This window comes from Streptomyces sp. SP18BB07, from assembly GCF_036322545.1.
GTDB lineage: Bacteria > Actinomycetota > Actinomycetes > Streptomycetales > Streptomycetaceae > Streptomyces > Streptomyces deccanensis.
The window spans coordinates 141719-166252 of record NZ_JAQYWT010000362.1 but is presented as its reverse complement, the minus strand read 5'-3'; the positions used below and the strand labels follow the sequence as shown (position 1 = coordinate 166252).

Sequence of the window (24534 nt, the reverse complement as noted above, 5' to 3'; positions counted from 1 at the left end):
GCGCTGCGTGCCAGCGGGTTAGGGGGTAGAGGGGACGTAGTGATGATGGGGTCCGCTGTGGGCGTGCGGAAGGGCGATCAGGTGGGTTCCTGACGTCGATGCGGCCATCTGCATGCCGAGGAACGTGGTAAGCGTGGCGGCGACGGCGGCGAGGTCGGCTGAGGATCCGTGGAAGGTGGGGACGGAGCAGCCACGGGTTGGGACGAGTTCGTCGCCGTGTTCTGTTTCTTGCCACAGAGGGTGGTACAACTCCAGTCGGTGGTCACCGAGTACGGAGAGGCCAGCCTGGGAGTCCAGGATGTGGGGTCCTTGGAGGGTGTCCGGGGCGCAGGCGGTGAGGATGCCCAGGGTCCCGGTGCGGGTGTCTGTGGCGATCTGGGCCAGGGTGGCCTTGCGGTCGGGTGTGCGCGCGAGGACGTCCAGGGCCTGCCCGATGGCCAGGCTGATGGTGGCATCGATGACGAGATCGGCCTGGCGCATGACCTGTTCGGCATCGTCGGGAAGGATGCCGTTTGCGGTGTCGACGGTCAGGTGGTCGTCGAGGTTGCGCAGGCGGTCGGCGAGCGCGGCGGCCTTGGTCTCGCCGATGTCGGTCTCGAGGAAGTTCTGGCGGACGAGCAGTCCGCCGGTGACGACGCCGGGGTCGCACAGCGTGATGCGTGCGGCTCCGGCCCGTGCGATGAACTCCGCGGTCCAGGATCCGATGCCCCCACAACCCCAGATGTGGACGTGTTTGTCCTGGTAGTTGTTGACAGGGCGGCTCGCGTCGCGGCGGGTGGTGACGGCTTGGCGTTCGTCGGACACGCGGCACCATTCGATCGGGACGGTCGGTTTGACCGCGCTGGGCGTGAGATTGCTCAGAGAACCGGGATGGCGCCGTGCGAGGTCGCGTAGTTCGTCGGCGGCGGTTGCCGGGATCCGGCCCGCGATCAGATGGGGTGGCCCTCCGGCGGGGTGGGGCACGGCCAGAAGGAAGTACTGCGGTGTGCCGTCGGCGTTTCTGACCACGCTGGTCACCAGGGAAGTCAGCACGGCCGGTGCGAACGGAGCGGTGGCCCTGCCGGGCGATGCATCGATCTGCTGCAGGAGTTGGACGAGTGTGGTGCCGGCTCCCATCGGCAGAGGTGCCGGGGCGGTGATAACCGGTAGGCGTGCCACGGGAAGCTCTCGGGGGACGAAGGTGAGATCCAGGCGCTGAACGTTCCTGGCGACCAGGTATCCGGCCTGCACGTTCTTAGGGGGCACGGGTTCGCGCACGACGATGGTGGGAGCTGTCGCGGACTCGTGCAGGACGCCGCCCACCGCGTGATAGAGGGCAGTCGAGGCGTCGAACCGGTTGCCGGCGGCATCGCTGAGCCAACCCCACAGGCGGTCGAGGCTGGAGCGGATGCCGGCGGCCGGGTTCCACTCCCGGGCGGGGTCCAGGTACAGGCACAGCCGGTGGCCCTGCAGGACGTGGGGGTACCCGAGGAACCGCGTATGGGTGACGTCTGCCTGTGGGGGCAGCAGCGCGTGGGGCGGGATGCGCAGGACGAACTGCTCGCGCGGCTGGAGCGGGAGCCCGCCCTCCACCCGGACGGTTCCCCTCGTGTCGATCTCGATCGTGACCGCCACAGCGCCGTCATCCGTACGCTCGGGCGCTCCCACCACGCGCAGGATGTCCGGCTGCTCGGCGGCGACCGTGCGGAGATCCGCGAGCGCCTGCTTCTGCCACGCAGTGCGGGCGCCAGGCCGCCCGGAGTTGCGCCTGCTCATCCAGCGCGCCCCGACCGCCCCGTCGTCGTCACGGCGGCCACGGACGTGGCCGCGGCGGGGAACTTCGCGCTGCTCTGCTGGGTCTCGGGCTCCTTGAAACCGCTGCCGAACAGGTCCTGCCACAGCTCGATACTGGTCTCCTTGTCCGGCTCGCGGTACGCGTCCTCGATCTCTGCGGCGTGCACGCGGATCCGCTCGCGGAAGTAGTCGTAGGTGGCCTGGGTCCACCGGTGGTCGAAGGTGACCCCCGACCCGGAGGGGTCGGCGATCGACGGCTTGGTGGGGTTGGCCTGCAGGTAGGTGTTCAGATCCTGGACGAGGTGGAGCAGGGTCGTAGGCACGTTGGCGTAGTAGCCGGGGTCCAGCAGCTTCTTCGTCTCGCTGACCTGGTTTCCGAGCAGGGTCGTCAGGATGATCGACCGGGTCCCGGTGAAGGAGTTCTTGTGGTCGCGCAGGTACTTCATCAGCCGGATGACCTTGCGCAGGTTCCCACCGGTGATTCCATCCTGCTGGCGCATCCAGGTCGTGAAGCCCTCGGGGTCCGTCGCCTCCCAGCAGTTGTCGTCCCGGTTGACGATGACGCTGCGGCCGTCGCTGAGCTGCACGTAGGGAACGATGTCCACGTGCATCGAGTTCTTGTAGACCAGACGCACGCAACGGCACTTGCGCGAGTGCGGCATCTCGCCGTAGCGACTGTGCCGGTGCAGCGCGGCGTAGACCTTGTCGATGTAGGTCTTGGGGCTGTCGTGCCAGTCCGGGTTCTCCTCCATCAGGAGGAGGAAGTCGGCATCGAACTCGTTGTCACCGACCGGGTCGATGATGGTCCTCTGCGCCCACGACCCCTGAGGAATCTTGTCGAGGACGAGATGCCCGATCTCGTCGTCCTCCTTCAAGGCCCGGTAGACGTTACCCACTCGCTCGTCGAGTAGCTCGAGCTTGAACCGGCTCAGGTTGACCGTGTCCGTGAGGAGCGTGTTGAAGCAGGCCGTGAGCTGCACTGGCACCATCCCCGTACATCGTCTTCATTGAAGTTCGTGAAACCGTAGCACGAGGGTACGGCAGACGGCCGCGGCCGAACGGATGGCATGCTGGTGTGTCGTGTTACTTGAGCTGCCCGGCCGCCACCCCTTGCTGCGCGGCACCCTGCGCCTGCAGGAAACCGCCCGGCCCGGATTGACCGTCGATGCCCGCCACCTGGAGTTCGCCAGTCCGCTGGATCTCGCCGCCGTGGCCGCGCTCACCCACACTCACGCGGCCAGCGGCACGGAGATCGCCTTACTCCTGCCCGAACGCCGTGGCGTGGCCTCATATCTGCAGCGCATGGACCTGTTGAAGCACTTGCCGGACGGATCTCGCATCGTGGGCTCCCTCTCCGAGGGCGAGCGCAACGATCACTCAGCCAGCCTGCTGGAGGTCACCCGCCTGACAGGAGCGGCGGTCCGTGACGTGAACCAACGGATCGGGTTCGTCGCAACCAGCCACCTGGGAAAGCGCTTCGGGAGACAGGCGTTCACGGGGCTGGGTGAGCTCATCGACAACGCGGTGAGTCACGGAACCAGCGAGCTGGGCGCCTTCATTACCGCACAGGCCTACAGCGGCAGGACCACCGGCCGCAGGCGACTGGAGGTCTCGGTCTGCGACACCGGAGTCGGAGTACTCAGTCACCTGCGCCGCAACCAGCAGCACTCGGACGTAACCGACAGCATCCACGCGCTGGAACGTGCACTGAGTCCCCGTGTCAGCGGAACAGACGAGGACCGCGGCTACGGTCTTCCTGATGTCCTGGACGGGGTCAGAGAGACTGCGATCACGAGCCTGATCCTGCGCAGCGGCGACGGAGCCGTGACGGCCAGCCACTACCGGGAGCACGCCTTTGCCTCCTATCGGCGCATCCCCGAGCGAGTGGCGGGCACCTGGGCCTGGCTGAGAGTCTCGTTCCCTGGCTAGCCGCACTGTGCTTCAATGCGTTCAATGAAGGCGAAAAAGCAAATGCTCACCTTCCCCGTCAGTAAACCGGGTACGTTCCTATCCACCCGCGGCACAGGGGCTCACAAGCGTAGTGAGCTGGAGACCGTGCTCAATTCGGCCCGTCCGGCCCCCGTGCTGGAAATCGACTTCACCGGCACCGAAGCCATGACCCACAGTTTCGTGGACGAGTTCCTCGGCAAGCTCTACGTGTCCCTGGCAGCTGGCGACGTGCAGGCTGCCGCCGTCCGGCTGATCGGGCTGAACGAGGAGACCCGTGAGTCCGTCGCCGTCTGCCTCGAGCGACGCAAGCAGTTCGCCGTGCAGGGCGAGGACCACACTTTGCTGGGCGACACCACTGTCATGCCGGACACCTACGCCCAGGCCCGCCGCCTCGGCACGTTCCGTGCCCAGGAGCTGGCCGAAGCACTCGGTATTTCCGTCACCAATGCCAACAACCGGCTTAAACGCCTTGTCCAAGCGGGAGCCTTGAGCCGCAACCGCGCACCCGGACCGGAGCGGGGCGGCAAGGAGTTCATGTACACCCTGCCGTAGGAGCTCACCCGGCAGTTTGGCACCTTCGCCAAGCATCTGAGCACATCGCCGCCGCTCTGACGCTGATGCATATTCCGTCCGCTGCCCGTGGCGACACTTCCGCCAGCGCGAGGCCAGCCACGCAACCCGCCCGCGCCTCCCCATCACGCCGTGGCAGCCTGAGCCCGCCGTCTCTCGCCCCTTTTTACCAACCTCACGGTCGCCGTCGGGCCGCCCCTTCTCCGACGGCGGGCACTCCCACACCGTCGCCGACTTCGGACTTCCGCGTCGGCGGCTTCGCCCCAGAGGGCGACTCCAGTTCTCGTACGTCTCCCCCTCCTGGGAGATCCCCTACAGCGCAGAGTTCACCGCCCAGGGCCTGGTCCACTCCTCCGTCGGCAACACGCCTGGTGAGCGTCCGGCGCACCGCGCTGCCCGCCTCCTACTGGATCAACCAGCACAAGCCGTACCTGTACTTCGCCAGGGACCGCATGCGTGTCAGCCCTCTTACCTTCCCGTCGGCGAAATCCGGCCGGGTGTAGCTCTTCTTGAGGGACGTTGCTGATCAGGCCCCAACGGTCAGTGGTGCAAGACTTCCTGCGCTGCTCGCTCAGGCACACGCCAGCGTGTGCCATGAAACCTCTCAACGAGACTTGATCACCGGTCAGGTCGGGCGTTCGCTGGTCGGCCAACGATTCCGCTGTGGAACGGTGCGTCACCGGCACCACCAACGATCATCCAGCGACCGTTCAGAGGCTACCTTGCGTCCTGAGTGGGCGGTTCGTAAGGTGATGTCCGTTTCTGGTTGAGGTTGGGGCAAGGTCGCTGGTGGAGGGGCGGTCGGCTATTGCTTCCTGGCGAAGTTGCCGGTGTCGGCCTCGGTGAGGATCCCGAGCTTGACCAGGCGTTTCAGCTTGGCGCGGGTGCCTTCGACGTTCTTCGGTTGCAGTTCGTGGCCGAGGGCTTCGCAGACGTCCTTGGCCCGTAGTGGCCCGGTCGCGTGGTTGAAGGCGGCGAGGATGCGGGGGTAGTCCGGGTGCTCGGGCAGGTCCGGCGGCGATGCGGGGAGCCGGTCGGCGAGGCCGGTGACGGTCGTGCGGGTGATGGCGAGGTGCTCCAGGTGCGTCTCGGCCTCCCGCAGCCGGGTCTGCAGGTCGTCGATCTGTGCGCGGAGGTCGTCCGCGTGGGTCCGGGCGGCGTCTGCCTGGAGGTCCAGGGCGTCGAGCAGGGGCCGGAGGTTCACGCCGCCGCCTGCGCCTCGCGCCAGGTGGGGGCATTCGCGCCGGTGAGGCGCCGGGTCATGACGTGGGTCATCGCCCAGTAGACGCGGGAGACGGAGGAGGAGGGGCGGTGCTCGTAGTCGCGGACCAGGCGCCGGTGCAGTATCAGGATCCCGTAGGTCTGCTCGACCCTCCACCGCTTCGGCTGCGGCACGAACCCCTTGACCTGCGGGTTGCGGGCGACGATCTCGACATCGATCCCCAGGCCGGCGCCGTGCATGACGACCTGGTTCTTGAAACCCTGGTCGACCAGGGCTTTGCGGACGGTGCCGCCGACGTGCTCGGCAACCTGGTCCAGCAAGACGATGCCCGCGGCGTTGTCGTGGGTGTTCGCGGCGAGGACGGTGACCGCGATGACCAGGCCGAGGACGTCCACAGCCAGTCCGCGCTTGCGGCCGGGCACCCGCTTGGCCGGATCGTGGTCGCTCGTGGTGGCGGGGACCCCGGCGGCCACGTGGACACTCTGGGTGTCCAGGACCACCAGGGTCGGGTCCTCTAATCGCCGGGCCCTCTCCCGGACCTGGCAGCGCAGGAGTTCGTGGATGACCTGGTCGGTCCCGTCGTCCCGCCAGGCGGCGAAGTAGTAGTACGTCGCGCTCTTCTGCGGCAGGTCGTGCGGGAGATAGGCCCACTGGCAGCCGGTCCGGCCCTGGTAGAGGATCGCGTTCACGATCTCCCGCATGTCGTAGGCGCCCTGATGACCGCTGACCGAACGGTGCCGGCCCTTCCACGCGGTGATCACCGGCTCGATCAACAACCACTGCTCGTCCGATAAGTCACTCGGATACGGCTTGCGTTCACTCACCCGGTCACATCACCAGATCAACACCCGCGGACCGGCAGATTCCGCCCCGCCGCCACACCATCAGGCGACAGCAGACCCACTCAAAGACTCACGAACCGCCCACTCAGAGCAGCGCTTCGGCGGTGACGGGCAGGTCACGGACGCGCTGGCCGGTGGCAGGGAAGGGCTCGCGGTGCGCGGCGAGGACGTCCGGGGAGCCGATGCCCAGGTCGAGTCGTGGCTGGGGCGTATCGGCGTTTTGCGGGGCTGCCCCCCCTTTCCCAAACGGCCCAGTCTTGCAGTGCCGTGCCCCGTGGGACAGGTGGGAAGAGGGGCCCTCTCACACCCTGGCTCACCGTTCCCTGGCACAACACGGCCTGCCACACGACCAGTTGTCCCACCAGTCTGGGCGGAAACCGAAATGCCATGAGGGTAACGGTGAACCTCCTTCGTGGGCTCACACCGATCAGCAAGTCCCCCACCTTCCTCGTGTCGAGAGAGTGAGCATGTCTACCGAAACTTCCGAGTCAGCCACGTCTCCCCCCGCCCAGCCCCCGTCCGCACCCTCCCGGCGCACAGTCATCGCGTCGACCACCGTCGTGGGCGGTGTCATCGCGGCGGGCGGTCTGGTGGCAGGTCCGTCCCTGCTCGGCGTCGAAGAAGCCGCTGCCGCCGAGGCATCGCCAAGCAGCCGCGTCTCGTTGACCGTCAACGGCCGGCGGCACACCATCACGGTGGACAACCGGACGTCGCTGCTTGACCTGCTGCGCGAGCATCTGGGGCTGACCGGTTCGAAGAAGGGCTGCAACGCCGGTGCCTGCGGGGCGTGCACGGTGCTGGTCGACGGGCGCCGGGTCAACTCCTGTCTGACGCTGGCGGTGCGCCTGGAGGGCGCCGAAGTCACGACCGCCGAGGGGCTGGCCAGGGGCGATCACCTGCATCCGCTGCAGCAGGCGTTCATCGACCAGGACGCGTTCCAGTGCGGTTACTGCACGCCGGGCCAGATCGTGTCGGGCGTCGGCTGCATGCAGGAGGGCCACACCGGCTCCGCGGAGGAGATCCGGGAGTGGATGAGCGGCAACATCTGTCGCTGCGGGTGTTACGTGAAGATCGTGCGCGCGGTCGAGCAGGCCTCGGGCCGGAAGTGAGTGGCGATGTATCCCTTCTCCTTCACCAAGGCGCCCAGCACGCGTGAGGCCCTCGAAGCAGGTCGGCGCGGCGGGCGGTACATCGCGGGCGGGACCACCCTGGTCGACCTGATGCGCGAGACCGTCGAACGCCCCGAGACTCTCGTCGACATCAGCGCCCTGCCCCTGCGCGAGGTCACCGTCACCGAGCGCGGCGGTCTGCGCATCGGCGCACTGGTGACCATGACCGAGGCCGCCGCCCACCGCAAGGTGCGCACCACCTATCCGGTCATCTCCCAGGCGCTGGAGCTCAGCGCGTCGGCGCAGCTGCGGAACATGGCCACCATCGGCGGGAACATCATGCAGCGCACCCGCTGCACGTACTTCCGTGATGTGACGGCCGCCTGCAACAAGCGCGAGCCCGGCTCCGGTTGTGCCGCGCGGGAGGGGTACAACCGCACGCACGCGATCCTGGGCACTTCCGACGCCTGCGTGGCCACCCACCCCTCCGACGTGGCCGTCGCCTTCGCCGCCCTGGACGCCCGGGTCCATCTGCTCGGCCCGGACGGCGCACGCAGCGTCCCCTTCGCCGACTTCCTGCTACGGCCGGGCCGCACCCCCAACCGCGAACAGGCCCTCAACAAAGGTGAGTTGATCACCGCCGTGGAGATCCCGGCCCATCCGCGCCCACTGAGGTCCGGCTACCTGAAGGTTCGGGACCGCCAGTCCTACGAGTTCGCCCTCACCTCCGCTGCCGTCGCCCTGCACGTCCGCGGCGGCCTGATCCGCGAGGCCAAGGTGGCCGCCGGCGGCGTGGGGACAGTGCCGTGGAAGCTGTCCGCCGTCGAGCGAACCCTCATCGGCGAACGCCCCTCGGAGCGACTCTGGGCCCGGGCGGCCGCGTCGGCCGCAGACGGGGCCCGGCCGTTGGAACACAACCGCTTCAAGGTCGAGTTGCTCAAGCGGACGGTCGAACGCCAGCTGCGCATCGTAGGAGACAGCAAATGAGCCCCCAGCCGCAGGCAGCCGTCGGCGCACCGCTCTCCCGCGTGGAGGGACGGCTCAAGGTGACGGGCCAGGCGAAGTACGCCGCTGATCACGAGCCCGACGGGGTGGTGCACGCCGTCGTGGTCGACAGCAGTGTCGCCCTTGGCCGGATCACCGGCATCGACATTCGTGCCGCTCTCACACAGCCCGGCGTCCTGAAGGTGATCCACCACCGCAACGCCCCCAAGCTGCCGTACGGCCCCAATCCCGGCTCGCTCAACCTTCCGGGTGAGCGGCTGCGCGTCTTCCAGGACGACCAGGTCCGCTTCCACGGTCAGCCGGTCGCCGTCGTCGTCGCCACCACTCTGGAGGCCGCCCAGCACGCGGCGAGCCTGGTGGAGATCGACTACGACAGCGAGCGGCCCGCCACAGACCTGACCGAGGCCCCGGCGGCGGGCGAGCCCAGGACCTACGCGCGCGGCGACGCGGAGGCGGCCCTGCAGTCCTCTCCCGTACGGCTGGAGATGACGTACCGGCCCGCCCGCAACCACCACAACGCGATGGAACTCCACGCCACCGTCGCCCAGTGGGACGGCGACCGGCTCACCCTGTGGGACAAGACCCAGTGGGTGCAGAGCCCGCGGGCCGAAGTCGCCGCCAACTTCGGCATTCCGGCGGAGAACATCCGCGTCATCTCCCCGTTCGTCGGCGGCGCGTTCGGCAACGCCGCGCGGGCCTGGCCGCACATCACCATCGCGGCCCTCGCCGCCCGCGAGGTGGGCCGCCCGGTCAAGCTCGTACTGACGCGCAGGCAGCTCTACTTCGGCGTGGGCTACCGGCCGGCCTACGAGTACAAGGTGCGCCTGGGCAGCGACCGCCGCGGGCGGCTGACCGCCATGACCCACGACCTGCGCGCCGAGACGTCCGGTTACGAGACGTACTCCGAGCGCGGCGTCCTCTCCCCCGGGCAGATGCTCTACACCACGCCCAACGTCAGCCAGGCGCACCGGACCGTGCCGCTGGACGTGAACACCCCGACCCCGATGCGCGGCCCCGGCTACGCCACCGCGGCCTTCCCCATCGAGAGCGCGATGGACGAACTCGCCCACGAGCTCGGCATCGACCCCATCGAACTGCGCCGGCGCAATGAACCCGACAACGACCAGTCCAGCGGGCGGCCGTTCTCCACCCGGCGGCTGCGCGAGTGCTACACCGTCGGCGCCCGCGAGTTCGGCTGGAACCGCCGCAACCCCAGGCCCCGCTCCACCCGCGACGGCGACTGGCTGATCGGCACCGGCATGGCGACCGCTCTCTACGACACCCTGCGCGCCCCGGGCCAGGCCCGGGTCCGACTGGACGTCGACGGCACCGCCGTGGTCGAGTCCTCGACCAGCGACATGGGCCCCGGCACCTACACCTCGCAGACCCAGGTCGCCGCCGACGCTCTGGGCCTTGCGGTCCGCAACGTGACCCTCCGGCTCGGCGACACGAACATGCCCACGGGTCCGCTCCACGGCGGCTCGCTGACCATGGCCAGCCTCGGTTCCATCGTCCTGGACGGTTGCGACAAAGTACGACAGCAGGCGATCGAACTCGCCGTCGGAGACGGGGACTCTCCGCTGTACGGCGCCGCAGCGGGGGACATCGTCGTACGGGGCAGCCGACTGCACATGAGGGACAACCCCGCGCGTGGGGAGACCTACCGGCAACTCCTCACCCGCAACAACCTGACCCACCTCGAAGCGAACGGGTCCTGGACCCCAGGGCAGTCCCGGTCCTCCATGTACGCCTACGGCGCGGTGTTCGCCGAGGTGGGTGTGGACGCCCGCCTGGGTCTGGTCCGAGTGCGGCGGATGCTCGGCGTCTTCGACGCGGGCCGGATCATCAGCCCCAAGCTGGCCGACAGCCAGGCCATCGGAGCCATGACCGGCGGTATCGGTATGGCCCTCCTCGAGCACACCGTCACTGACCACCGCGACGGCCGGATCGTCAACGCCAACCTGGCCGACTACCTGGTCCCCGTCAACGCCGATGTGCCCGACCTCAAGGCGATCTATGTCGACGGCCGGGACGACGAGGCCGACCCCCTCGGCGTCAAGGGCCTCGGCGAGGTGGTCCTGGTAGGCGTCGCACCCGCCATCGCCAACGCCGTCTTCCATGCCACCGGCCGACGAGTGCGCGACCTGCCCATCACCGCCGAGGCGCTGCTCTGAGCCCAGCCCTGGGCAGCGGTGCGTACGCGCCGCTGCCCAGGGCTGGAGCCGCTTTCCCTATTGGAGACCCGCCTGTGCTGAACATCGCGGACACGCTGCACACCTGGTGCCGCAAGGCCCGCCCTTTCGCCCTCGCCACTGTCGTGCAGGTCAGCGGCAGCGCACCTCTGCCCGTCGGCACCGCGCTGGCCGTGGACGACGACGGCAACGCTGTCGGCAGCATCTCCGGGGGCTGCGTCGAAGGCGCCGTCTACGAGCTTTGCCAGCAGGTACTCGCATCGGACGAACCTCCGACCCGGGCGCGCTTCGGCTACTCCGACGACGACGCCTTCGCCGTCGGCCTGACCTGCGGCGGTGAACTCGACGTCCTGGTGCAGCGGATCGTTCCTTCAGGCTCGCCCCATCTCACCACGGCCCTCGACGAGTTGGCCGCCGGCCGGCCCACGGCCGTGGCCCAGATCATCGACGGGCCCGGGGAACTTCTCGGCCGCACTCTGTGCCTCACTGGCGATGGCAACACGTTCGACGCAACCGTGGGAGGTGAGGACTGGGAACGGACGGTCGCGGCGCAGGCTCACGCACTCCTGCGAGCGGGCCGTACTGGCCGGATCGAGGTCGGCGGGGACGCGGTGACCTGCCCGGAGAGACTGTCTGTCCTCGTCCACATCCACGCTTCCCGGCCCCGGATGCTGATTTTCGGCGCCGTCGACTTCGCCGGTGCGCTCAGCGAGGTCGGCCGCTTTCTCAACTACCGGGTTACAGTCTGCGACGCCCGCACCGTCTTCGCCACCGCCTCCCGCTTCCCGCACGCCGACGAAGTCGTGGCCGAGTGGCCGCACCGATACCTCGCCACCACCGAAGTGGACGCCCGCACCGCCGTCTGCGTCCTCACCCACGACGCCAAGTTCGACATCCCCCTGCTACGCCTGGCACTGAGCCTGCCAGTGGGCTACGTGGGCGCGATGGGCTCACGCCGCGCCCACACGCACCGCCTGGAGCTACTGCGTGAGACCGGCGTCCCGGAGGAGCACCTTGCCCGCCTGCGCTCCCCCATCGGTCTCGACCTCGGCGCCCACACTCCCGAAGAGACGGCGATCTCCATCGCAGCGGAGATCGTCGCCCACACTCATCAGGGCTCAGGTACACCGCTGACCAAGGCCACAGGGCCCATCCATCACCGGACGTCACCGTCATTGGCAACTTCTCGAGCGTGACCGGCCGATCGCCAACGCGGGCGAGCAGCCGGTCCACATTCGCGGTGGCCAGGCCAAGCTCACCAGTCCCGCCCCCGAAGCGGTTCTGGCCGCGGAACGCGCCCGAGGCAGGGCGACCTGGACGGCGGACGTCGTCCGTGACGGCACGGCGCTGGTCACGCGGCGACCGGTCGTGATCGACGTCGGGGCGGCGGGCAAGGGGCACCTGGTCGACATCGTCTCGGCGATCCTCCAACGGGTGGGGATCGCCCAGTTCGTCGTCGACGGAAACGGTGACCTGCTGCATGCCGGCGAGGACACGCTGCGAGTCGGCCTTGAGCACCCGTTCGATCCGCGGCTCGTGATCGGTGTGGTGAATGTGCGGGGCCGCGCGCTGTGCGCGTCCGGGGTCACCCGGCGTGCCTGGGGCGAGGGACTGCACCACATGCTCGACGCGAGGACGGGCCTCCCGGTTGGTGAGGTGGTGGCCACGTGGGTGGTCGCCCAAGAGGCCGCCGTGGCCGACGGACTGGCGACCGCGCTCTTCTTCACCGAGGCGCACCGGCTCGCGCGGACCTTTCGGTTCGCGTACGTGCGGATGCACGCGAACGGCCACGCCGAGATCTCCCGCAACTTCGACGGGCAGCTCTTCACCTGAGGGGCCCTGAACAAGAGGTTCACGACCCACAGGGCGTCGCCCCCTCCAGGCCGCCCCGTGGATGTGGACGGCCTGGAGGCGAGCGGGACGGCACGCGGCCGGGCTCCGATCGAATCAGCGGTTGGACAGCCCCATGGCCGCCTCGTCGAGACGCTCGCCCGAGGCCGGGGTGAGGTTGTTGAGCTTCTCGATCTGCGCAGCGGTCAGTTCCACGCCGTCGGCAGCGGTGTTGTCCTCGAGGTGGGCCACGCGCTTGGTGCCGGGGATGGGGGCGATGTCGTCGCCCTGGGCCAGCAGCCAGGCGAGGGCGACCTGGGACGGGGTGGCGCCGGCCTCGTCGGCGACCGCCTTGACCTCGTCGGCGACCCGGAGGTTCTGCTCGAAGTTGCCGGGGAGGAACCGCGGGTTGTTCTTGCGGAAGTCGTCCTCGTCGAACCAGTCGGTCGAGCGGATCGCGCCGGTCAGGAAGCCGTGGCCGAGCGGCGACCAGGGCACGAAGCCGATACCCAGCTCCCGCGTGGTCGGCAGGATCTCCGCCTCCGGATCACGGGACCACAGGGAGTACTCGGTCTGCAGCGCGGTGATCGGGTGTACGGCGTGAGCGCGGCGGATCGTGGCCGGCGCGGCCTCGGACAGTCCGATGTGGCGGATCTTGCCTTCCCGGACCAGTTCGGCGAGGGCCCCGACAGTGTCTTCGATGGGTGTGTCCGGGTCGACGCGGTGCTGGTAGTACAGGTCGATGTAGTCGGTGTCGAGGCGCTTCAGCGAGCCCTCGACCGCGAGCCGGATGCTGGCCGGGCTGCTGTCGAGGCCCTCGCGGCCCGTGTGCGAGATGAACCCGAACTTCGACGCCAGCACCACCTGGTCGCGGCGGCCCTTGAGGGCCTTGGCGACGAACTCCTCGTTGGTGAAGGGGCCGTAGACCTCGGCGGTGTCGATGTGGTTGATGCCAAGGTCGAGCGCCCGGTGGACGGTGCGGATCCCCTCGGCCTCGTCAGTGTCCTTGCCGGTGTAGAAGGCGTTCATCGGCATCGCGCCGAGACCGATACGGGAGACCTCCAGGTCGCCCAGCTTGATGTGCTTCATGCGTGCCGCTCCGTGGATTTCTGGGGCATCTGCGGGTATCCGGCATGCCGCATGGCTGCCGCGCGCCGGGGTCGGGGCGCGGGTGGATCTCCCGCGCCCCGGGGTCGGGGCGCGGGTGGATCTCCCGCGCGAGAAGCCTGATCTTCAGGCTGCGTCCAGCCTGCTGGCCGGGCTCGCCCGATGGCAGGGCGAGCTGTGCCGGGGAGCGGTGTTCCGGGGTATGACAGGGCCCCTCAACCGTCTACCGGGCAGGTCACGGCGCCCTGCACACTCGACGACATGACACCTCAGCAGCAGTACGGCACCGAGCTGGGCCGCTTCCTGCGCGCCCGCCGGGCCCGGGTGACCCCCGGGCAGGCCGGCCTGCCGACCGGCGCGGGCCTGCGCCGCACCCCCGGCCTGCGCCGAGAGGAACTGGCCATCCTGGCCAGCATCAGCATCGACTACTACGCCCGGCTGGAGCGCGGCAAAGAGACCCGGCCGAGCCCTTCCGTCGTGGACGCCCTCGCCCGTGCCCTCTTGCTGCAACCGGACGAGGTCGACCACCTGCGCAGCCTGGCCGCCATCGCCGCTCGGACGGCACCAGAACCTCCGACCTCACCGAGTCGGACCGTACGGCCTGGCGTCAAGCTTCTGCTGGAGAATCTGCGGCCGGCCCCCGCGTATGTGGTCAGCCGTACGAACGACGTGCTCGCCGCGAACCCTGGCGGGCTCAGGCTTCTCGCCGGGATCGAGGAATGGCCGGCCAAGGAGCGCAACGTCGCCCGCTTTGTCTTCCTCCACCCCGCAGCCCGCGACCTGTTCGTCGACTGGGGCAACCAGGCCCGGGGCTGCGTCGCGCACCTCCGGGCGCTGGCCGGCACCGACCCCGACGCCCCGGACCTGACCCGTCTGGTCGGTGAACTCCTGCTGAAGAGCCCGGAGTTCGCCCGCCTGTGGAAGCGCTACGACGTCAAGAACCGTTCGTACGGCAAGAAGACCTTCCTCCACCCCGAGGTCGGCGACCTCACCCTCGGCTACCAGTCCCTGCAGTTGGACGGCACCCCCGGCCACCACCTGCTCGCCTACTACGCCGAACCCGGCACCCCCGACCATGACGCGGTCGCCCTCCTCGACCTCTTGGCCCACCAGCCGGATTACAGGCCGGCGACACCGGGCACGGCATCGTCCGCCTCGTCCTGACACCACCGGGGAACGTCACCAGAGTGGGCGGGCCGGCCGCCTAGGGCTCACCAGGTTGTTGCCACGGAGCGCAGCGCGGTCCACGTTTCGCCGCCCCGGGCCCAGTCCATGGTGAATTGCAGCGGCCAGTCGGCGTGGGTGCCGTAGACCGTCGCCTCGGTGACGATGCGGCCGACGAGGCGGGCCGTGTCGCCCTCCACGTCGACGGTGACGTTCTTCTCGATCACGCTGTGGTAGACGAACTGGCCGGCCCGCATCTGGGACAGCCACTCCGCCTTGGGCTGTTGGTAGCCAGTGATGTGGGTGAGGGTGAAGCCGTCGTCGAGCAGATCGTCCAAGGAGTCGGTGTCACCGTCGGCCATCGCCCGCAGGTGGGCGCGGTAGGCGGCGAGGACCTCTTCGCGGGCGTTCGCGTCCTCGGATGCGGGCATGGTTTCTCCTGTCCTGGTGGGGGTCATTCGGCGGCTTGGCGTCGGGACAGCCGTACTTCTTCGATGTCGAGGTGCCGCTGGACCTGGCGCAGCACGGTGTCGTCGATCTCGTGGTCGTCGCGCAGGCGGAGCACGGTGGCGCGTTTGTGGGCGAGGAGGGCCAGGCGAAGGGCGGTGTAGTGCTGGTGGTGGCGCAGGACGTCGTCCTCGTCGTCGGTCTCGCCGCCACCGGCGCGGACGACGAGCAGATGGGACTCGTACTCCTGGCGCATGCGTTCGGCGACGGCCGGGTCCGTGCCCAGGTCGTCGGCGAGCACGGGGAGGGCCTTGAGAGCCTCCTCGGTGGCGGTCGTCTCGGCGAGGAAGCGCTCCTCCTCCACCGACGTGTCGTGGGGCAGCCGGGCCCAGCGCACCACGGCCGGCAGCAGCAGTCCCTGCACGACCAGAGTGGTGACGATGACACCGGAGGTGACGAAGACAATCGTGTCGCGGTCGGGGAAGGGCGCGCCGGAGTCGAGTGCCGTCGGCACCGACAGGGCCACGGCCAGTGAAACCGCGCCTCGGAAGCCCGCAATCGACGTGACCACGCGGGCGCGGTAGTTCATGCGGCGCAGGCGCTGCTGCGGACGGCGGTCGAGGAGACGGATCAGGTACGGGACGGTGAAGTTGAAGGCGAAGCGCGCGGCGACGACCACGGCGGAGACGGCCGCGACGGCGATGAGGGCGTGGGTGAGGTCATTGCCGTGCAGTTCGCGTACGGCCGCCTGGGCCTGCAGGCCGACGAGGACGAACAGGGAGCCGTTGAGCAGGAAGGTGGCCAGCGACCAGAACTCCTCCGCCTGGCGTCGCATCGAGGCGGCGGCCATGCGCGGTCCGGCCTGGCTCATGATCAGCCCGGCGGAGACGGCCGCGAGGACACCGGAGGCGTGGATCAGCTCGGCGAGGAGATAGGCGGTGAAGGGGGTGAGGATCATGGCGACATTGCCCAGCAGCGGGTCGTCGAAGACCCGCCGCGCCCTGATCACCAGCCACGCGGTCAACGCTCCGGCCGCGGCCCCACCGAGGTAGGAGACGGCGAACAACCAGGTGACGTGCGGGAAGGTGAAGTCCTCCTCGCCGACCGTGATGCCGACGGCCAGTCCGAAGACCACCAGCGCAGTGCCGTCGTTGATGAGGCTCTCGGCGCGCAGCAGGGTGACGTTGCGGCGGGGCAGGGCCTTGGCGAGGACTCCGACGGCGGTCGCGTCGGTAGGAGCCACCGCGGCGCCCAGCACCCATGCCGGTCCCCAGGCCAGGCCCAGTTCGTGTGCCACGGTCGCCACGGCTCCGGCGGTGCCGATGACCAGCACGGTGCTCATCAGGAGGATGCCGCGCAGATCCCGCCGGATCTCCCGCAGGGAGGTGGTCAGGCTCTCCCAGTACAGCAGCACCGGCAGGAAGATGAGCAGCACCGCCTCCGGCGGCAGCTCCACCTCGCGCAGCGCGGGCACGAAGCCGAGCAGTGCGCCGAAGAGCAGCAGTACGACGGGTGGGGCGATCCGGTAGCGCTCACCGAGGGCGTTGCCCAGGAGCACCGCCACGCCGAGGACCACGACGAGTTCGAGACCGATCACGGGATGTCTCCCGACCGGGTCAGGAGTCGGATGACCGACTGCGCGACATCATGGGGGCCCGGATCCCGGCGCTCAGCCATGGTCGGGGCGAGGGGTTCGCCGGGCGACGTGGCGGCGTGGGCGTTGACAGTGAGCATTGGCCTTCTCCTGCGGCGTTCAGCGAGGCAGGAGCCGCATGGTCGTTGAGCCCGCGGTGGAGCTCGTGATGCGCTGGATGGTGTTGGCGGAGTATCGGCCGTACTTGGTGCGGTAGGCGGCGTCGACCGCGTCGTTGATCTCGCCGTCGACGTCCTCGAACGTCACGTCCTTCTCGACCCCGCCAGCTTCGACACGGCCCTCGTGGCGGGCTCGGGTGCCGCGGAACCATGCGGAGGCGGGGCCGTTCACGGAGCGGACGTAGATGTCGTCGCCCCCACGCACGACCCAGATGGTGCGCGGGCTGCTCAGCTCGCCGTCCCGGCGCCGGGATGCGACGTCCAGTTCCTCGGCCGATCCGACCCGGTCGAGTTCGTCGTCGGTCCAGGGAGCACTGGTGGTCATCCGCTCATCTCCTCGGTTCTCGTGGTGCAGTTTCCGCGGGGCGGGCGGACTCCTGGGGGTGGGAGAGGATCTTCAACGAGCATCGAGCCCGGCCACGGTTCTCGCATCACGGCAGACCGTGCCATGCCGGGCGTCGGCCTTCCAGGGTGTGACACGGCCCCCAAGCTGCCTGCCGCGCCGCCCCGGCTCTTCTCTGCTCGGCGGCACCCCGTACGAGGGCTCTCGGGGGCGCGGCTCCTCGTACGGGGTGGTCTCAGGTGGACGTGGCCGTGGGTCAGGCCAGCGTCGAGGTGTCGATCACGAAGCGGTAGCGCACGTCGGAGGCGAGGACACGCTCGTAGGCCTCGTTGATTTTGTCGGCGGGGATGACCTCGATCTCGGAGCCGATGCCGTGCTCGGCGCAGAAGTCGAGCATCTCCTGGGTTGCGGGGATGCCGCCGATCAGCGAACCGGCGTAGGAGCGGCCCTGCATGATGAGCGAGAACACGTTGAGCGACAGCGGCTCGGCAGGGGCACCGACGTTGACCATGGTGCCGTTCACGGCCAGCAGACCGAGGTAGGTGTCAAGGTCGAGCTTGGCGCTCACCGTGTTGACGATGAGGTCGAACATGCCGGCGAGCTGCTCGAAGGTCGCCGGGTCGCTGGTGGCGTGGTAGTGGTCGGCGCCCAGACGCAGACCGTCGTCCATCTTCTTCAGCGACTGCGACAGGACGGTGACCTCGGCGCCCATCGCGTGCGCCAGCTTGACGGCCATGTGGCCCAGGCCGCCCAGGCCGACGACGGCGACCTTCTTTCCCGGGCCCGCGCCGAAGCGGCGCAGCGGCGAGTAGGTGGTGATGCCCGCGCACAACAGGGGGGCCGCCTCGTCGAGGCCGATGCCCTCGGGGATGTTGACGACGAAGTCGTCGTTCACGACAACGTGGGTGGAGTAGCCGCCCTGGGTGAGAGTGCCGTCCCGGTCGGTCGAGCCGTAGGTGAGGGTGTTGCCCTTCAGGCAGTACTGCTCCTCGCCCTTCCGGCACGGCTCGCACTCACGGCAGGAGTTGACCATGCAGCCGACGCCGACCCGGTCGCCGACGGCGTACTTGGTGACCTCCGAGCCGACCTCCGTGACGATGCCGGCGATCTCGTGGCCGGGCACGATGGGGTAGGTCTGCTCGCCCCACTCGCTGCGCGCGTGGTGGATGTCGGAGTGGCAGATGCCGCAGTACTTGATTTCGATGAGGACGTCGTGCGGGCCGACGTCACGGCGCTCGATGGTCGTGGGGGTGAGGGGTTCGGTCGCGGCCGTGGCGGCGTACGCGTTGACGGTGAGCATGGGTTTCTCCGGGGCTGTGGTTCTGGTTCTACTGTTGTCGGCCGTTAGGGATTTGGTCAGCGGGGTTCGAGCCGCATCGTGGTGGAGCTCGCCTCGGGGCTGGTGATGGCCTTGATGATGTACGCGGCGTAGTGCCCATACTTGGCCCGGTAGGCGGTGTCCACGGCGTCGTTGACCTCGTCGTCGGCGTCGATGATCGTGACGTCCTTTCGGACTCCGCCGGCCTGGATGCGGCCTTCCTGACGGGCCCGGGTGCCGCGGTACCAGTCGGAGCCGGGGCCATTGACGGAGCGGACGTAGATGTCGTCGCCGACGCGGACCACCCAGATCGTCCGCCAGCTGCCCAGCTCGCCACCGCGCCGCAGGGACGCGATCTCCAGTTCCTCCGCGTGTTCGATGCTGTCGAGCTCCTGGCTCGCCCAGGCCGCTGTCGAGGTCATGAGGTCTTCTCCTTGAGGAATACGGAGGCCGCCGCGGTCAGGACCACGAGCAGCGCGGCGATCAGGAGGCTGGTGCGCAGCCCGTGCAGGAACTGGGCGTGGTTGGAGACCAGGGCGCCGAAGACGGCCACGGACAGGGCTCCGCCCAGCTGGCGGGAGGCGTTCAGTACGCCGCTCGCGGTGCCGGCGCGCTGGGCGGAGACGCGGTCGAGGAGCAGTGAGGTCACCGCCGGTACGGCGAGGCCGCCGCCGGTTCCGACCGGGATCATCAGCAGGACCAGCAGCCAGGCGGGCGCCGATGCCGGCGCCACGCAGAGCGCCACCAGGCCGGCGGCCATCAGGAGCTGCCCGGTGATGATCGGCATCCGCGGCCCGAACTTCGCGCCGAGCCGGGCTGCCGTCGGGCTGCTGACCGCAGTCAGCAGAGTCATCGGCAGGAACGCCAGCCCGGTGGCCATCGGCGACAGGTCCTGTTCCTGCTGGAGGTACAGGCCGAGCAGGAAGATCATCCCGTAGAAGCCGACGTTGAGCGCGAACCCGATGGTCGCCGACAGCGCCATCGTCCGTGCGCGCAGGAGCTCCAGCGGCACCATCGGATTGCGGCCGCGCGCCTGGGCCGCCACGAAGACCGTTGCCGCGACCACAGCCACCGCCAGCGCGAGCAGCACGCGCGGCGCGCCCAGGCCCACGGCGCCGGCCTCGATAGCCGCGTACGTCAGGCCGCCCATCGCCGCCACCGCGGCGATCTGCCCGGTCCAGTCGAACGGAGCGTCCGCCTGGCGGGGCGAGCGGGCGGTCCGGGCAAGCAGGACCAGCGCCAGCGCGCCCACCGGCAGATTGACGAAAAAGATCATCCGCCAGCTGAGCTCACTCAGTACACCGCCCAGCACCGGTCCGGCCGCCGCACCCACCGAGCCGCCCATCGCCCATACCGAGATGGCCCGGGCCCGCTTGGTCTGGTCGGGGAACGCCTCGCGGATCAGCGCCAGCGAGGCCGGCACGATCACCGCAGCGCCCGCGCCTTGCACCAGCCGCGCCCCGACCAGCACACCCAGGTTCGGCGCGAAACCGCAGGCCGCCGAGGCGACGGTGAACACCACGAGCCCCGCCCCGAACGCCTGCCGCGCACCGATCCGGTCGGTCACCGACCCCGCGGACAACAGCAGCGCGGCGAACATCAGCGTGTAGCCGTCCACCACCCACTGCAGGCCCGTCATGCCGCCGCCGAAGCCGCGCCCGATCTCCGGCAGCGCGACGTTGACGATCAGGGCGTCGAGCGTCATCACGAAGAAGCCGAGCAGCGCGGCCGCCAGCGCCCAACGGGCACCGCTCACGATGCCGCGCTGCCCGGCGGCGGGCTCGGCGGACGACTTGTCCGATGCGACTGAACTGGACACGGGTGGGTCTCCTGATCGCGAAACGAGTGCTCGGTACGGAAGGTGGTCTTCAACCGGCATCCAGCCTGCGCCCCGGATGCGTCACGTGGCAGGCCGAGCTGTGCCGGGGAGCGCTGTTCGGGGGTGTGACAGGGCCCCCCAGGCTCAGCACATGGATCCGTACCGCCCTGCCTGACACACTGGCCGCATGGCACGGGAGCAGCGCAACGGCAGCGACGGCACGGAACTGGGGCGCTTCCTGCGCGCCCACCGCACCCGGGTGACACCCGAGGAGGCCGGTCTCAAGGCCGGCCCCGGCCTGCGGCGCACGCCCGGGCTGCGCCGCGAGGAACTGGCCACCCTCGCGGGGGTGAGCATCGACTACTACACGCGGCTGGAGCGCGGCAAGGAGGCCCACCCCAGCCCGTCCGTCGTCGACGCGCTCGCCCGTGTCCTCCTGCTCGACGAGCGCGCGCACGAGCACTTGCGGGACCTCGCCGCGTGCGCCGCCCGCCCCGCCGCCACGGAGCCCCCGACGGCGCCCACTTCGTCAGTAGGGCCCGGGATCAACTTGCTGCTCGAGAGCCTGCGGCCCAACCCCGCGGTCGTGGTCAGTCGCACGATGGACCTGCTCGCGTGGAACCCGGGCGGGCTACGGCTGTTCGTGGGCATGGAGCAGTGGCCGGTCGAGAAGCGCAACGTCGCGCGCTGGGTGTTCCTCAACCCCGGTGCCCGCACGGTGTTCGACCACTGGGACGAGCAGATCCGCGCGTGCGTCGGACGCCTGCGCGCCCTGGCCGGCACCGACCCGGATGCCCCGGACCTTGTCGGGCTCGTCGACGAACTACTGGCCGAGAGCCCGGAGTTCGTACAGCTCTGGGAGCGCTACGACGTACGCGCGCACACCCACGGCCGCAAAACCTTCCACATCCCAGACATCGGCACCCTCACCCTCGACTACCAGTCCATGCAGCTGGAAGGCGCCCCCGGCCACCGGCTGGTCGCCCACTACGCGGACCCCGGCACACCCGACCACGACAAGATGGTCCTCCTCGACATGACCGCCACCGGGCCGAACGTGGAACCCGCCGAAGAGAAACGAAACTGACGACGGCGCGGGCATCTCCGACCGTGGGTCAGGGCTGGATCAGGACTTTCAGTGCGGTCCGGTCGGCCATGGCCCGGTAGCCGTCCGGTACGCCGTCGAAGCCGACGGTGTGATCGAAGACCCGGCCGGGATCGACCGTGCCGTCGAGGATGTCGGGCAGCAGTTCCTCGATGTAGGCACGGGCCGGGGCCGCACCGCCGGTGACCGTGATGTTGGCCATCATCGACGGGAAGCCGAGCGGGATCTCGGTGTACTGGGCGACACCCAGCCGGCTGATCACACCGCCGTCCCGGACGATGCCCAGCGCCGTGTCCATCGCCTGTGTGGCGCCGACGGCCTCCACCACCGCGTGTGTACCGTCCCCGCCGGTCAGTTCCCGTACGCGCTCGATGCCTTCCTCGCCGCGCTCGGGTACGACGTCGGTGGCGCCGAAGTCGCGGCCCAGGTCGGTACGGTCCGTGTGCCGGCCCATGAGGATGATCTGCTCGGCGCCGAGGCGCTTGGCGGCCAGTACCGCGCACAGTCCGACCGCGCCGTCGCCGATCACGGTGACGGACTTGCCGGGGGCGACCCGGGAGGTCACGACGCCGTGGTGGCCGGTGCAGTACACGTCGGACAGGGTCAGCAGGGACGGCAGCAGAGCCGAGTCCTCGGCGACCGGCAGCTTCACCAGCGTGCCCTGCGCCTGCGGCACGCGGACGGCCTCGCCCTGACCGCCGTCGACACCGTTGGGGCCCCACTGGCCGCCGTGACGGCAGGAGGTGTGCAGCCCTTCGGTGCAGAAGTCGCAGGTGTTGTCCGCCCAGACGAAGGGTGCGACCACCAGGTCCCCGGCCTTGAGCCCGGTCACGTCCGAGCCGACGTCCTCGACCACGCCGAGGAACTCGTGGCCCATGCGCACGCCGTCCTCGGAGGCGGGCATCGACGCGTACGGCCACAGGTCGCTTCCGCAGACGCAGGAACGCACGACGCGGACGACGGCGTCGGTGGAGTTCTGGATCTTGGGGTCCGGTACGTTCTCGACGCGGACGTCGCCGGCGCCGTACATCACTGTTGCTCGCATGAGGCTTCTCCCAACGTGCGATGGTGCTGATCAGAAATAGCGGCCGCCCGTGGGCACGGGCAGCGCATCGAGTTCGGCGAGGTCCGCGGCGCTCAGCTCGACATCCGCCGCCCCGGCGTTGTCCGCCAGGTACTTCGGCGTCTTGGTCCCGGGGATGGGGACGACGTACTCGCCCTTTGCCAGCACCCATGCCAGGGCCACCTGCGCCGGAGTCGCGCCCATGCGCTCGGCGATCTCCCGCACCCGCTGGGCGATGGCCAGGTTGGTGTTCAGCGCCTCCTGCTGGAAGCGGGCGAGGCCGCGCCGGAAGTCGTCCTCGGGCAGGTCGTCGTGGGAGGAGAACCGGCCGGTGAGGAAGCCCTTGCCGAGGGGCGAGTACGGCACGAACGCGATGCCCTGCTCCTGGCAGTAGGGCAGCACTTCCTCCATCCAGTCCCGGGTCCACAGCGACAGCTCGGACTGCACCGCCGTGATCGGGTGGACGGACTGGGCCCGCTTGATCTGCTCGACACTCACCTCGGACAGGCCGATGGCGCGGGCCTTGCCCGCCGCGACGGTCTCGGCCAGGGCGCCCACGCTCTCCTCGATCGGCACCTGCGGGTCGGTGCGGTGCAGGTAGTAGAGGTCGACGTGGTCGGTGCCGAGCCGCGCGAGGCTCTCGTCGATCGAGCGACGGATGTGCTCCGGGCGGTTGTTGAGGCCCATCACGGGGTTGCCTTGGGCGTCTCGGGTGAGAGCGCCGACCTTGGTGGCCAGCACTGCCTGGTCGCGACGGCTCTTCAGGGCCCGTCCGAGGAGTTCCTCGTTGGTGAACGGGCCGTACACGTCGGCGGTGTCGAGCAAGGTCATCCCGAGGTCCAGTGCCTGATGGATCACCGAGATCAGGGTGGCCTCGTCGCGCGGGGTGGCCTGGTCGTAGCTGAAGCTCATGCCCATGCAGCCCAGGCCGATGACACCGACCTCGGGTCCGTCGGGGCCGAGAGTGGTGATGCGCATGTGTCCTTCCCTTTTCGGGTTCGCCGTTCGTTCAGCGGGTGCTGCTGCTCGGCGCGTTGTATTCGGCGTCGTCGACCTTTTCCAGCCAGGTCGTCTCCGGGCTGCCGTCGCCCGTGCCCTCCCACATCGCGAGGTGGGTCATGAAGTGGTCGGAGGTGGCACCGTGCCAGTGCTCCTCGCCCGGCGGTGTGTGGATCGTGTCGCCGGGGTGGGCCTCGATGACCGTGCCGTCGCGCGTGCCGATCAGGGCGATGCCGGAGACGATGTGCAGGGTCTGGCCCATGACGTGCGAGTGCCAGTCGGTGCGCGCGCAGGGCGAGAAACGCACCATGTTGGCGCGCATCCGCGAGGGCTCCTGGCCGGCGTGGATCACGTCGAACCAGACGTCGCCGGTGAACCAGTCGGCGGGCGCCTTGACGGTGGGCTGCTTCTTCAGGATTTCCAACACTTCGCTCCTTGCTGTCTTGCTCTGGCTCGCTCGTTGCCGGTGGCCTGGTCCTCGACGATGTCCTTGAGCTGCGTGATGGCGCTCATGGCGTTGGGCCACCCGGCGTAGAACGCCAGGTGGGTGATGGCCTCGACCAGCTCGTCCTTGCTGAGCCCGTTCTCCAGGGCCCGGCCCAGGTGGAAGCCGAGCTGGTCGGTGCGGTACAGGGCGGCCAGCGTGGTGACGGTGACCAGGCTGCGGTCGCGCGGGGACAGGCCCGGGCGCTCCCAGATGTCGCCGAACAGCACGTCGTCGGTCAGCTCGACGAGCTTCGGCGCGAAGTCGCCGAGCAACTTCTGGGCAGCGGACTGCTCTTCCGCCAGGGGCGGTGCTCCTTGCGTGGATCGGGGCGCTACCCGCCCGTGACGGGCGGGCGACACGTGCGGTGACCGACCGGA

26 protein-coding genes are annotated in these 24534 nt (G+C 69.4%); 10 read left to right on the top strand and 16 right to left on the bottom strand.

All coding sequences use genetic code 11. From position 1 onward, the window contains the following. Nucleotides 1-18: 18 nt before the first annotated feature. Together PUR53_RS40570 and PUR53_RS40565 are read right to left on the bottom strand one after the other, a co-directional pair. Nucleotides 19-1755: a ThiF family adenylyltransferase gene (locus tag PUR53_RS40570; RefSeq protein WP_329911815.1), complete on the bottom strand. Its 1737-nt coding sequence runs from the start codon at nt 1753-1755 to the stop codon at nt 19-21. Then, nucleotides 1752-2762 carry an SMODS domain-containing nucleotidyltransferase gene (locus PUR53_RS40565; protein ID WP_329911813.1) on the bottom strand — a complete coding sequence of 337 codons (1011 nt, stop codon included), beginning with the start codon at nt 2760-2762 and terminating at the stop codon, nt 1752-1754. Before PUR53_RS40565 ends, PUR53_RS40570 begins: the two co-directional genes overlap by 4 nt. A 91-nt stretch (nt 2763-2853) precedes the next feature. On the opposite strand from PUR53_RS40565, the gene PUR53_RS40560 reads away from it, so the two are divergent. The 3 genes from PUR53_RS40560 (at nt 2854) to PUR53_RS40550 (ending at nt 4796) form a co-directional block, all read left to right on the top strand. Then, nucleotides 2854-3702 (top strand): hypothetical protein, encoded by an 849-nt coding sequence (locus PUR53_RS40560; protein ID WP_329911811.1) that lies wholly within the window; start codon nt 2854-2856, stop codon nt 3700-3702. Between the two features lie 24 nt (nt 3703-3726). Further along, nucleotides 3727-4275 (top strand): winged helix-turn-helix transcriptional regulator, encoded by a 549-nt coding sequence (locus PUR53_RS40555; RefSeq protein ID WP_329911809.1) that lies wholly within the window; start codon nt 3727-3729, stop codon nt 4273-4275. A gap of 389 nt (nt 4276-4664) precedes the next feature. Next, nucleotides 4665-4796, top strand: a complete 132-nt coding sequence (locus tag PUR53_RS40550) for a hypothetical protein (protein ID WP_329911808.1) — start codon at nt 4665-4667, stop codon at nt 4794-4796. A gap of 302 nt (nt 4797-5098) precedes the next feature. Here PUR53_RS40550 and PUR53_RS40545 read toward each other — a convergent pair whose 3' ends face one another. Together PUR53_RS40545 and PUR53_RS40540 are read right to left on the bottom strand one after the other, a co-directional pair. Further along, a complete protein-coding gene (locus PUR53_RS40545) occupies nt 5099-5497 on the bottom strand; it encodes a hypothetical protein (protein ID WP_329911806.1) in 399 nt (132 codons plus the stop codon). Next, nucleotides 5494-6339, bottom strand: a complete 846-nt coding sequence (locus PUR53_RS40540) for an IS5 family transposase (RefSeq protein ID WP_329911804.1) — start codon at nt 6337-6339, stop codon at nt 5494-5496. Before PUR53_RS40540 ends, PUR53_RS40545 begins: the two co-directional genes overlap by 4 nt. A gap of 485 nt (nt 6340-6824) precedes the next feature. Between PUR53_RS40540 and PUR53_RS40535 the strand changes: the two genes are divergently transcribed. The 5 genes from PUR53_RS40535 to PUR53_RS40515 all read left to right on the top strand — a co-directional run bounded on the left by PUR53_RS40535 (nt 6825) and on the right by PUR53_RS40515 (nt 12496). Continuing rightward, nucleotides 6825-7466, top strand: a complete 642-nt coding sequence (locus PUR53_RS40535; protein ID WP_329911803.1) for a (2Fe-2S)-binding protein — start codon at nt 6825-6827, stop codon at nt 7464-7466. 6 nt (nt 7467-7472) lie between these two features. Next, nucleotides 7473-8453: an FAD binding domain-containing protein gene (locus PUR53_RS40530; RefSeq protein ID WP_329911801.1), complete on the top strand. Its 981-nt coding sequence runs from the start codon at nt 7473-7475 to the stop codon at nt 8451-8453. Continuing rightward, nucleotides 8450-10645 carry a xanthine dehydrogenase family protein molybdopterin-binding subunit gene (locus PUR53_RS40525; protein ID WP_329911800.1) on the top strand — a complete coding sequence of 732 codons (2196 nt, stop codon included), beginning with the start codon at nt 8450-8452 and terminating at the stop codon, nt 10643-10645. The genes PUR53_RS40530 and PUR53_RS40525 overlap by 4 nt, the downstream gene beginning before the upstream one ends. Nucleotides 10646-10719: 74 nt before the next feature. Next, a complete protein-coding gene (locus tag PUR53_RS40520) occupies nt 10720-11859 on the top strand; it encodes an XdhC/CoxI family protein (protein ID WP_329911799.1) in 1140 nt (379 codons plus the stop codon). Further along, nucleotides 11819-12496, top strand: coding sequence for an FAD:protein FMN transferase (locus PUR53_RS40515; protein WP_329912002.1), 678 nt, complete (start codon nt 11819-11821; stop codon nt 12494-12496). The genes PUR53_RS40520 and PUR53_RS40515 overlap by 41 nt, the downstream gene beginning before the upstream one ends. Before the next feature lie 114 nt (nt 12497-12610). Here the strand turns inward: PUR53_RS40515 and PUR53_RS40510 are convergent, their stop codons facing one another. After that, nucleotides 12611-13582 carry an aldo/keto reductase gene (locus PUR53_RS40510; protein ID WP_329911798.1) on the bottom strand — a complete coding sequence of 324 codons (972 nt, stop codon included), beginning with the start codon at nt 13580-13582 and terminating at the stop codon, nt 12611-12613. Nucleotides 13583-13861: 279 nt separating this feature from the next. Between PUR53_RS40510 and PUR53_RS40505 the strand changes: the two genes are divergently transcribed. Continuing rightward, nucleotides 13862-14764: a helix-turn-helix transcriptional regulator gene (locus PUR53_RS40505; RefSeq protein WP_329911797.1), complete on the top strand. Its 903-nt coding sequence runs from the start codon at nt 13862-13864 to the stop codon at nt 14762-14764. 47 nt (nt 14765-14811) lie between these two features. On the opposite strand, the gene PUR53_RS40500 is transcribed toward PUR53_RS40505, so the two are convergent. The 7 genes from PUR53_RS40500 to PUR53_RS40470 form a co-directional block, all read right to left on the bottom strand. Continuing rightward, entirely contained in the window at nt 14812-15195 is a 384-nt protein-coding gene (locus PUR53_RS40500; RefSeq protein ID WP_329911796.1) for a nuclear transport factor 2 family protein, read from the bottom strand. A gap of 23 nt (nt 15196-15218) precedes the next feature. Next, entirely contained in the window at nt 15219-16808 is a 1590-nt protein-coding gene (locus tag PUR53_RS40495) for a Na+/H+ antiporter (protein WP_329911794.1), read from the bottom strand. Further along, complete coding sequence (locus tag PUR53_RS40490; protein ID WP_329911793.1) at nt 16805-16945, bottom strand: hypothetical protein; 141 nt, start codon at nt 16943-16945, stop codon at nt 16805-16807. Before PUR53_RS40490 ends, PUR53_RS40495 begins: the two co-directional genes overlap by 4 nt. 19 nt (nt 16946-16964) lie before the next feature. After that, the gene (locus tag PUR53_RS40485; RefSeq protein ID WP_329911792.1) at nt 16965-17348 is read right to left on the bottom strand and encodes a DUF2255 family protein; all 384 of its coding nucleotides are present in this window, start codon (nt 17346-17348) and stop codon (nt 16965-16967) included. Nucleotides 17349-17622: 274 nt separating this feature from the next. Beyond that, nucleotides 17623-18666 (bottom strand): NAD(P)-dependent alcohol dehydrogenase, encoded by a 1044-nt coding sequence (locus PUR53_RS40480; protein WP_329911791.1) that lies wholly within the window; start codon nt 18664-18666, stop codon nt 17623-17625. 56 nt (nt 18667-18722) lie between these two features. Continuing rightward, a complete protein-coding gene (locus tag PUR53_RS40475) occupies nt 18723-19106 on the bottom strand; it encodes a DUF2255 family protein (protein ID WP_329911789.1) in 384 nt (127 codons plus the stop codon). Further along, nucleotides 19103-20503, bottom strand: a complete 1401-nt coding sequence (locus PUR53_RS40470) for an MFS transporter (RefSeq protein ID WP_329911787.1) — start codon at nt 20501-20503, stop codon at nt 19103-19105. The genes PUR53_RS40475 and PUR53_RS40470 overlap by 4 nt, the downstream gene beginning before the upstream one ends. Nucleotides 20504-20690: 187 nt before the next feature. On the opposite strand from PUR53_RS40470, the gene PUR53_RS40465 reads away from it, so the two are divergent. After that, a complete protein-coding gene (locus PUR53_RS40465; RefSeq protein ID WP_329911785.1) occupies nt 20691-21590 on the top strand; it encodes a helix-turn-helix transcriptional regulator in 900 nt (299 codons plus the stop codon). Nucleotides 21591-21618: 28 nt separating this feature from the next. Here the strand turns inward: PUR53_RS40465 and PUR53_RS40460 are convergent, their stop codons facing one another. From PUR53_RS40460 to PUR53_RS40445, 4 genes are read right to left on the bottom strand one after another with little or no spacing between them, the layout of a single operon-like run. Then, nucleotides 21619-22653 carry a zinc-binding dehydrogenase gene (locus PUR53_RS40460; RefSeq protein ID WP_329911784.1) on the bottom strand — a complete coding sequence of 345 codons (1035 nt, stop codon included), beginning with the start codon at nt 22651-22653 and terminating at the stop codon, nt 21619-21621. Between the two features lie 30 nt (nt 22654-22683). Further along, complete coding sequence (locus tag PUR53_RS40455) at nt 22684-23649, bottom strand: aldo/keto reductase (protein ID WP_329911783.1); 966 nt, start codon at nt 23647-23649, stop codon at nt 22684-22686. A 31-nt stretch (nt 23650-23680) separates the two neighbouring features. Then, nucleotides 23681-24094: a (R)-mandelonitrile lyase gene (locus PUR53_RS40450; RefSeq protein ID WP_329911782.1), complete on the bottom strand. Its 414-nt coding sequence runs from the start codon at nt 24092-24094 to the stop codon at nt 23681-23683. After that, complete coding sequence (locus PUR53_RS40445) at nt 24082-24459, bottom strand: carboxymuconolactone decarboxylase family protein (protein WP_329912001.1); 378 nt, start codon at nt 24457-24459, stop codon at nt 24082-24084. The genes PUR53_RS40450 and PUR53_RS40445 overlap by 13 nt, the downstream gene beginning before the upstream one ends. Nucleotides 24460-24534: the final 75 nt, after the last annotated feature.

Coding starts and splice junctions, on each gene's coding strand:
- PUR53_RS40510 (WP_329911798.1), bottom strand. CDS start 13,582: ATGAAGCACATCAAGCTGGGCGACCTGGAGGTCTCCCGTATCGGTCTC.
- PUR53_RS40465 (WP_329911785.1), top strand. CDS start 20,691: ATGGCACGGGAGCAGCGCAACGGCAGCGACGGCACGGAACTGGGGCGC.
- PUR53_RS40565 (WP_329911813.1), bottom strand. CDS start 2,762: ATGGTGCCAGTGCAGCTCACGGCCTGCTTCAACACGCTCCTCACGGAC.
- PUR53_RS40530 (WP_329911801.1), top strand. CDS start 7,473: ATGTATCCCTTCTCCTTCACCAAGGCGCCCAGCACGCGTGAGGCCCTC.
- PUR53_RS40535 (WP_329911803.1), top strand. CDS start 6,825: ATGTCTACCGAAACTTCCGAGTCAGCCACGTCTCCCCCCGCCCAGCCC.
- PUR53_RS40490 (WP_329911793.1), bottom strand. CDS start 16,945: ATGCTCACTGTCAACGCCCACGCCGCCACGTCGCCCGGCGAACCCCTC.
- PUR53_RS40480 (WP_329911791.1), bottom strand. CDS start 18,666: ATGCTCACCGTCAACGCGTACGCCGCCACGGCCGCGACCGAACCCCTC.
- PUR53_RS40525 (WP_329911800.1), top strand. CDS start 8,450: ATGAGCCCCCAGCCGCAGGCAGCCGTCGGCGCACCGCTCTCCCGCGTG.
- PUR53_RS40505 (WP_329911797.1), top strand. CDS start 13,862: ATGACACCTCAGCAGCAGTACGGCACCGAGCTGGGCCGCTTCCTGCGC.
- PUR53_RS40475 (WP_329911789.1), bottom strand. CDS start 19,106: ATGACCTCGACAGCGGCCTGGGCGAGCCAGGAGCTCGACAGCATCGAA.
- PUR53_RS40500 (WP_329911796.1), bottom strand. CDS start 15,195: ATGCCCGCATCCGAGGACGCGAACGCCCGCGAAGAGGTCCTCGCCGCC.
- PUR53_RS40570 (WP_329911815.1), bottom strand. CDS start 1,755: ATGAGCAGGCGCAACTCCGGGCGGCCTGGCGCCCGCACTGCGTGGCAG.
- PUR53_RS40485 (WP_329911792.1), bottom strand. CDS start 17,348: ATGACCACCAGTGCTCCCTGGACCGACGACGAACTCGACCGGGTCGGA.
- PUR53_RS40460 (WP_329911784.1), bottom strand. CDS start 22,653: ATGCGAGCAACAGTGATGTACGGCGCCGGCGACGTCCGCGTCGAGAAC.
- PUR53_RS40555 (WP_329911809.1), top strand. CDS start 3,727: ATGAAGGCGAAAAAGCAAATGCTCACCTTCCCCGTCAGTAAACCGGGT.
- PUR53_RS40455 (WP_329911783.1), bottom strand. CDS start 23,649: ATGCGCATCACCACTCTCGGCCCCGACGGACCCGAGGTCGGTGTCATC.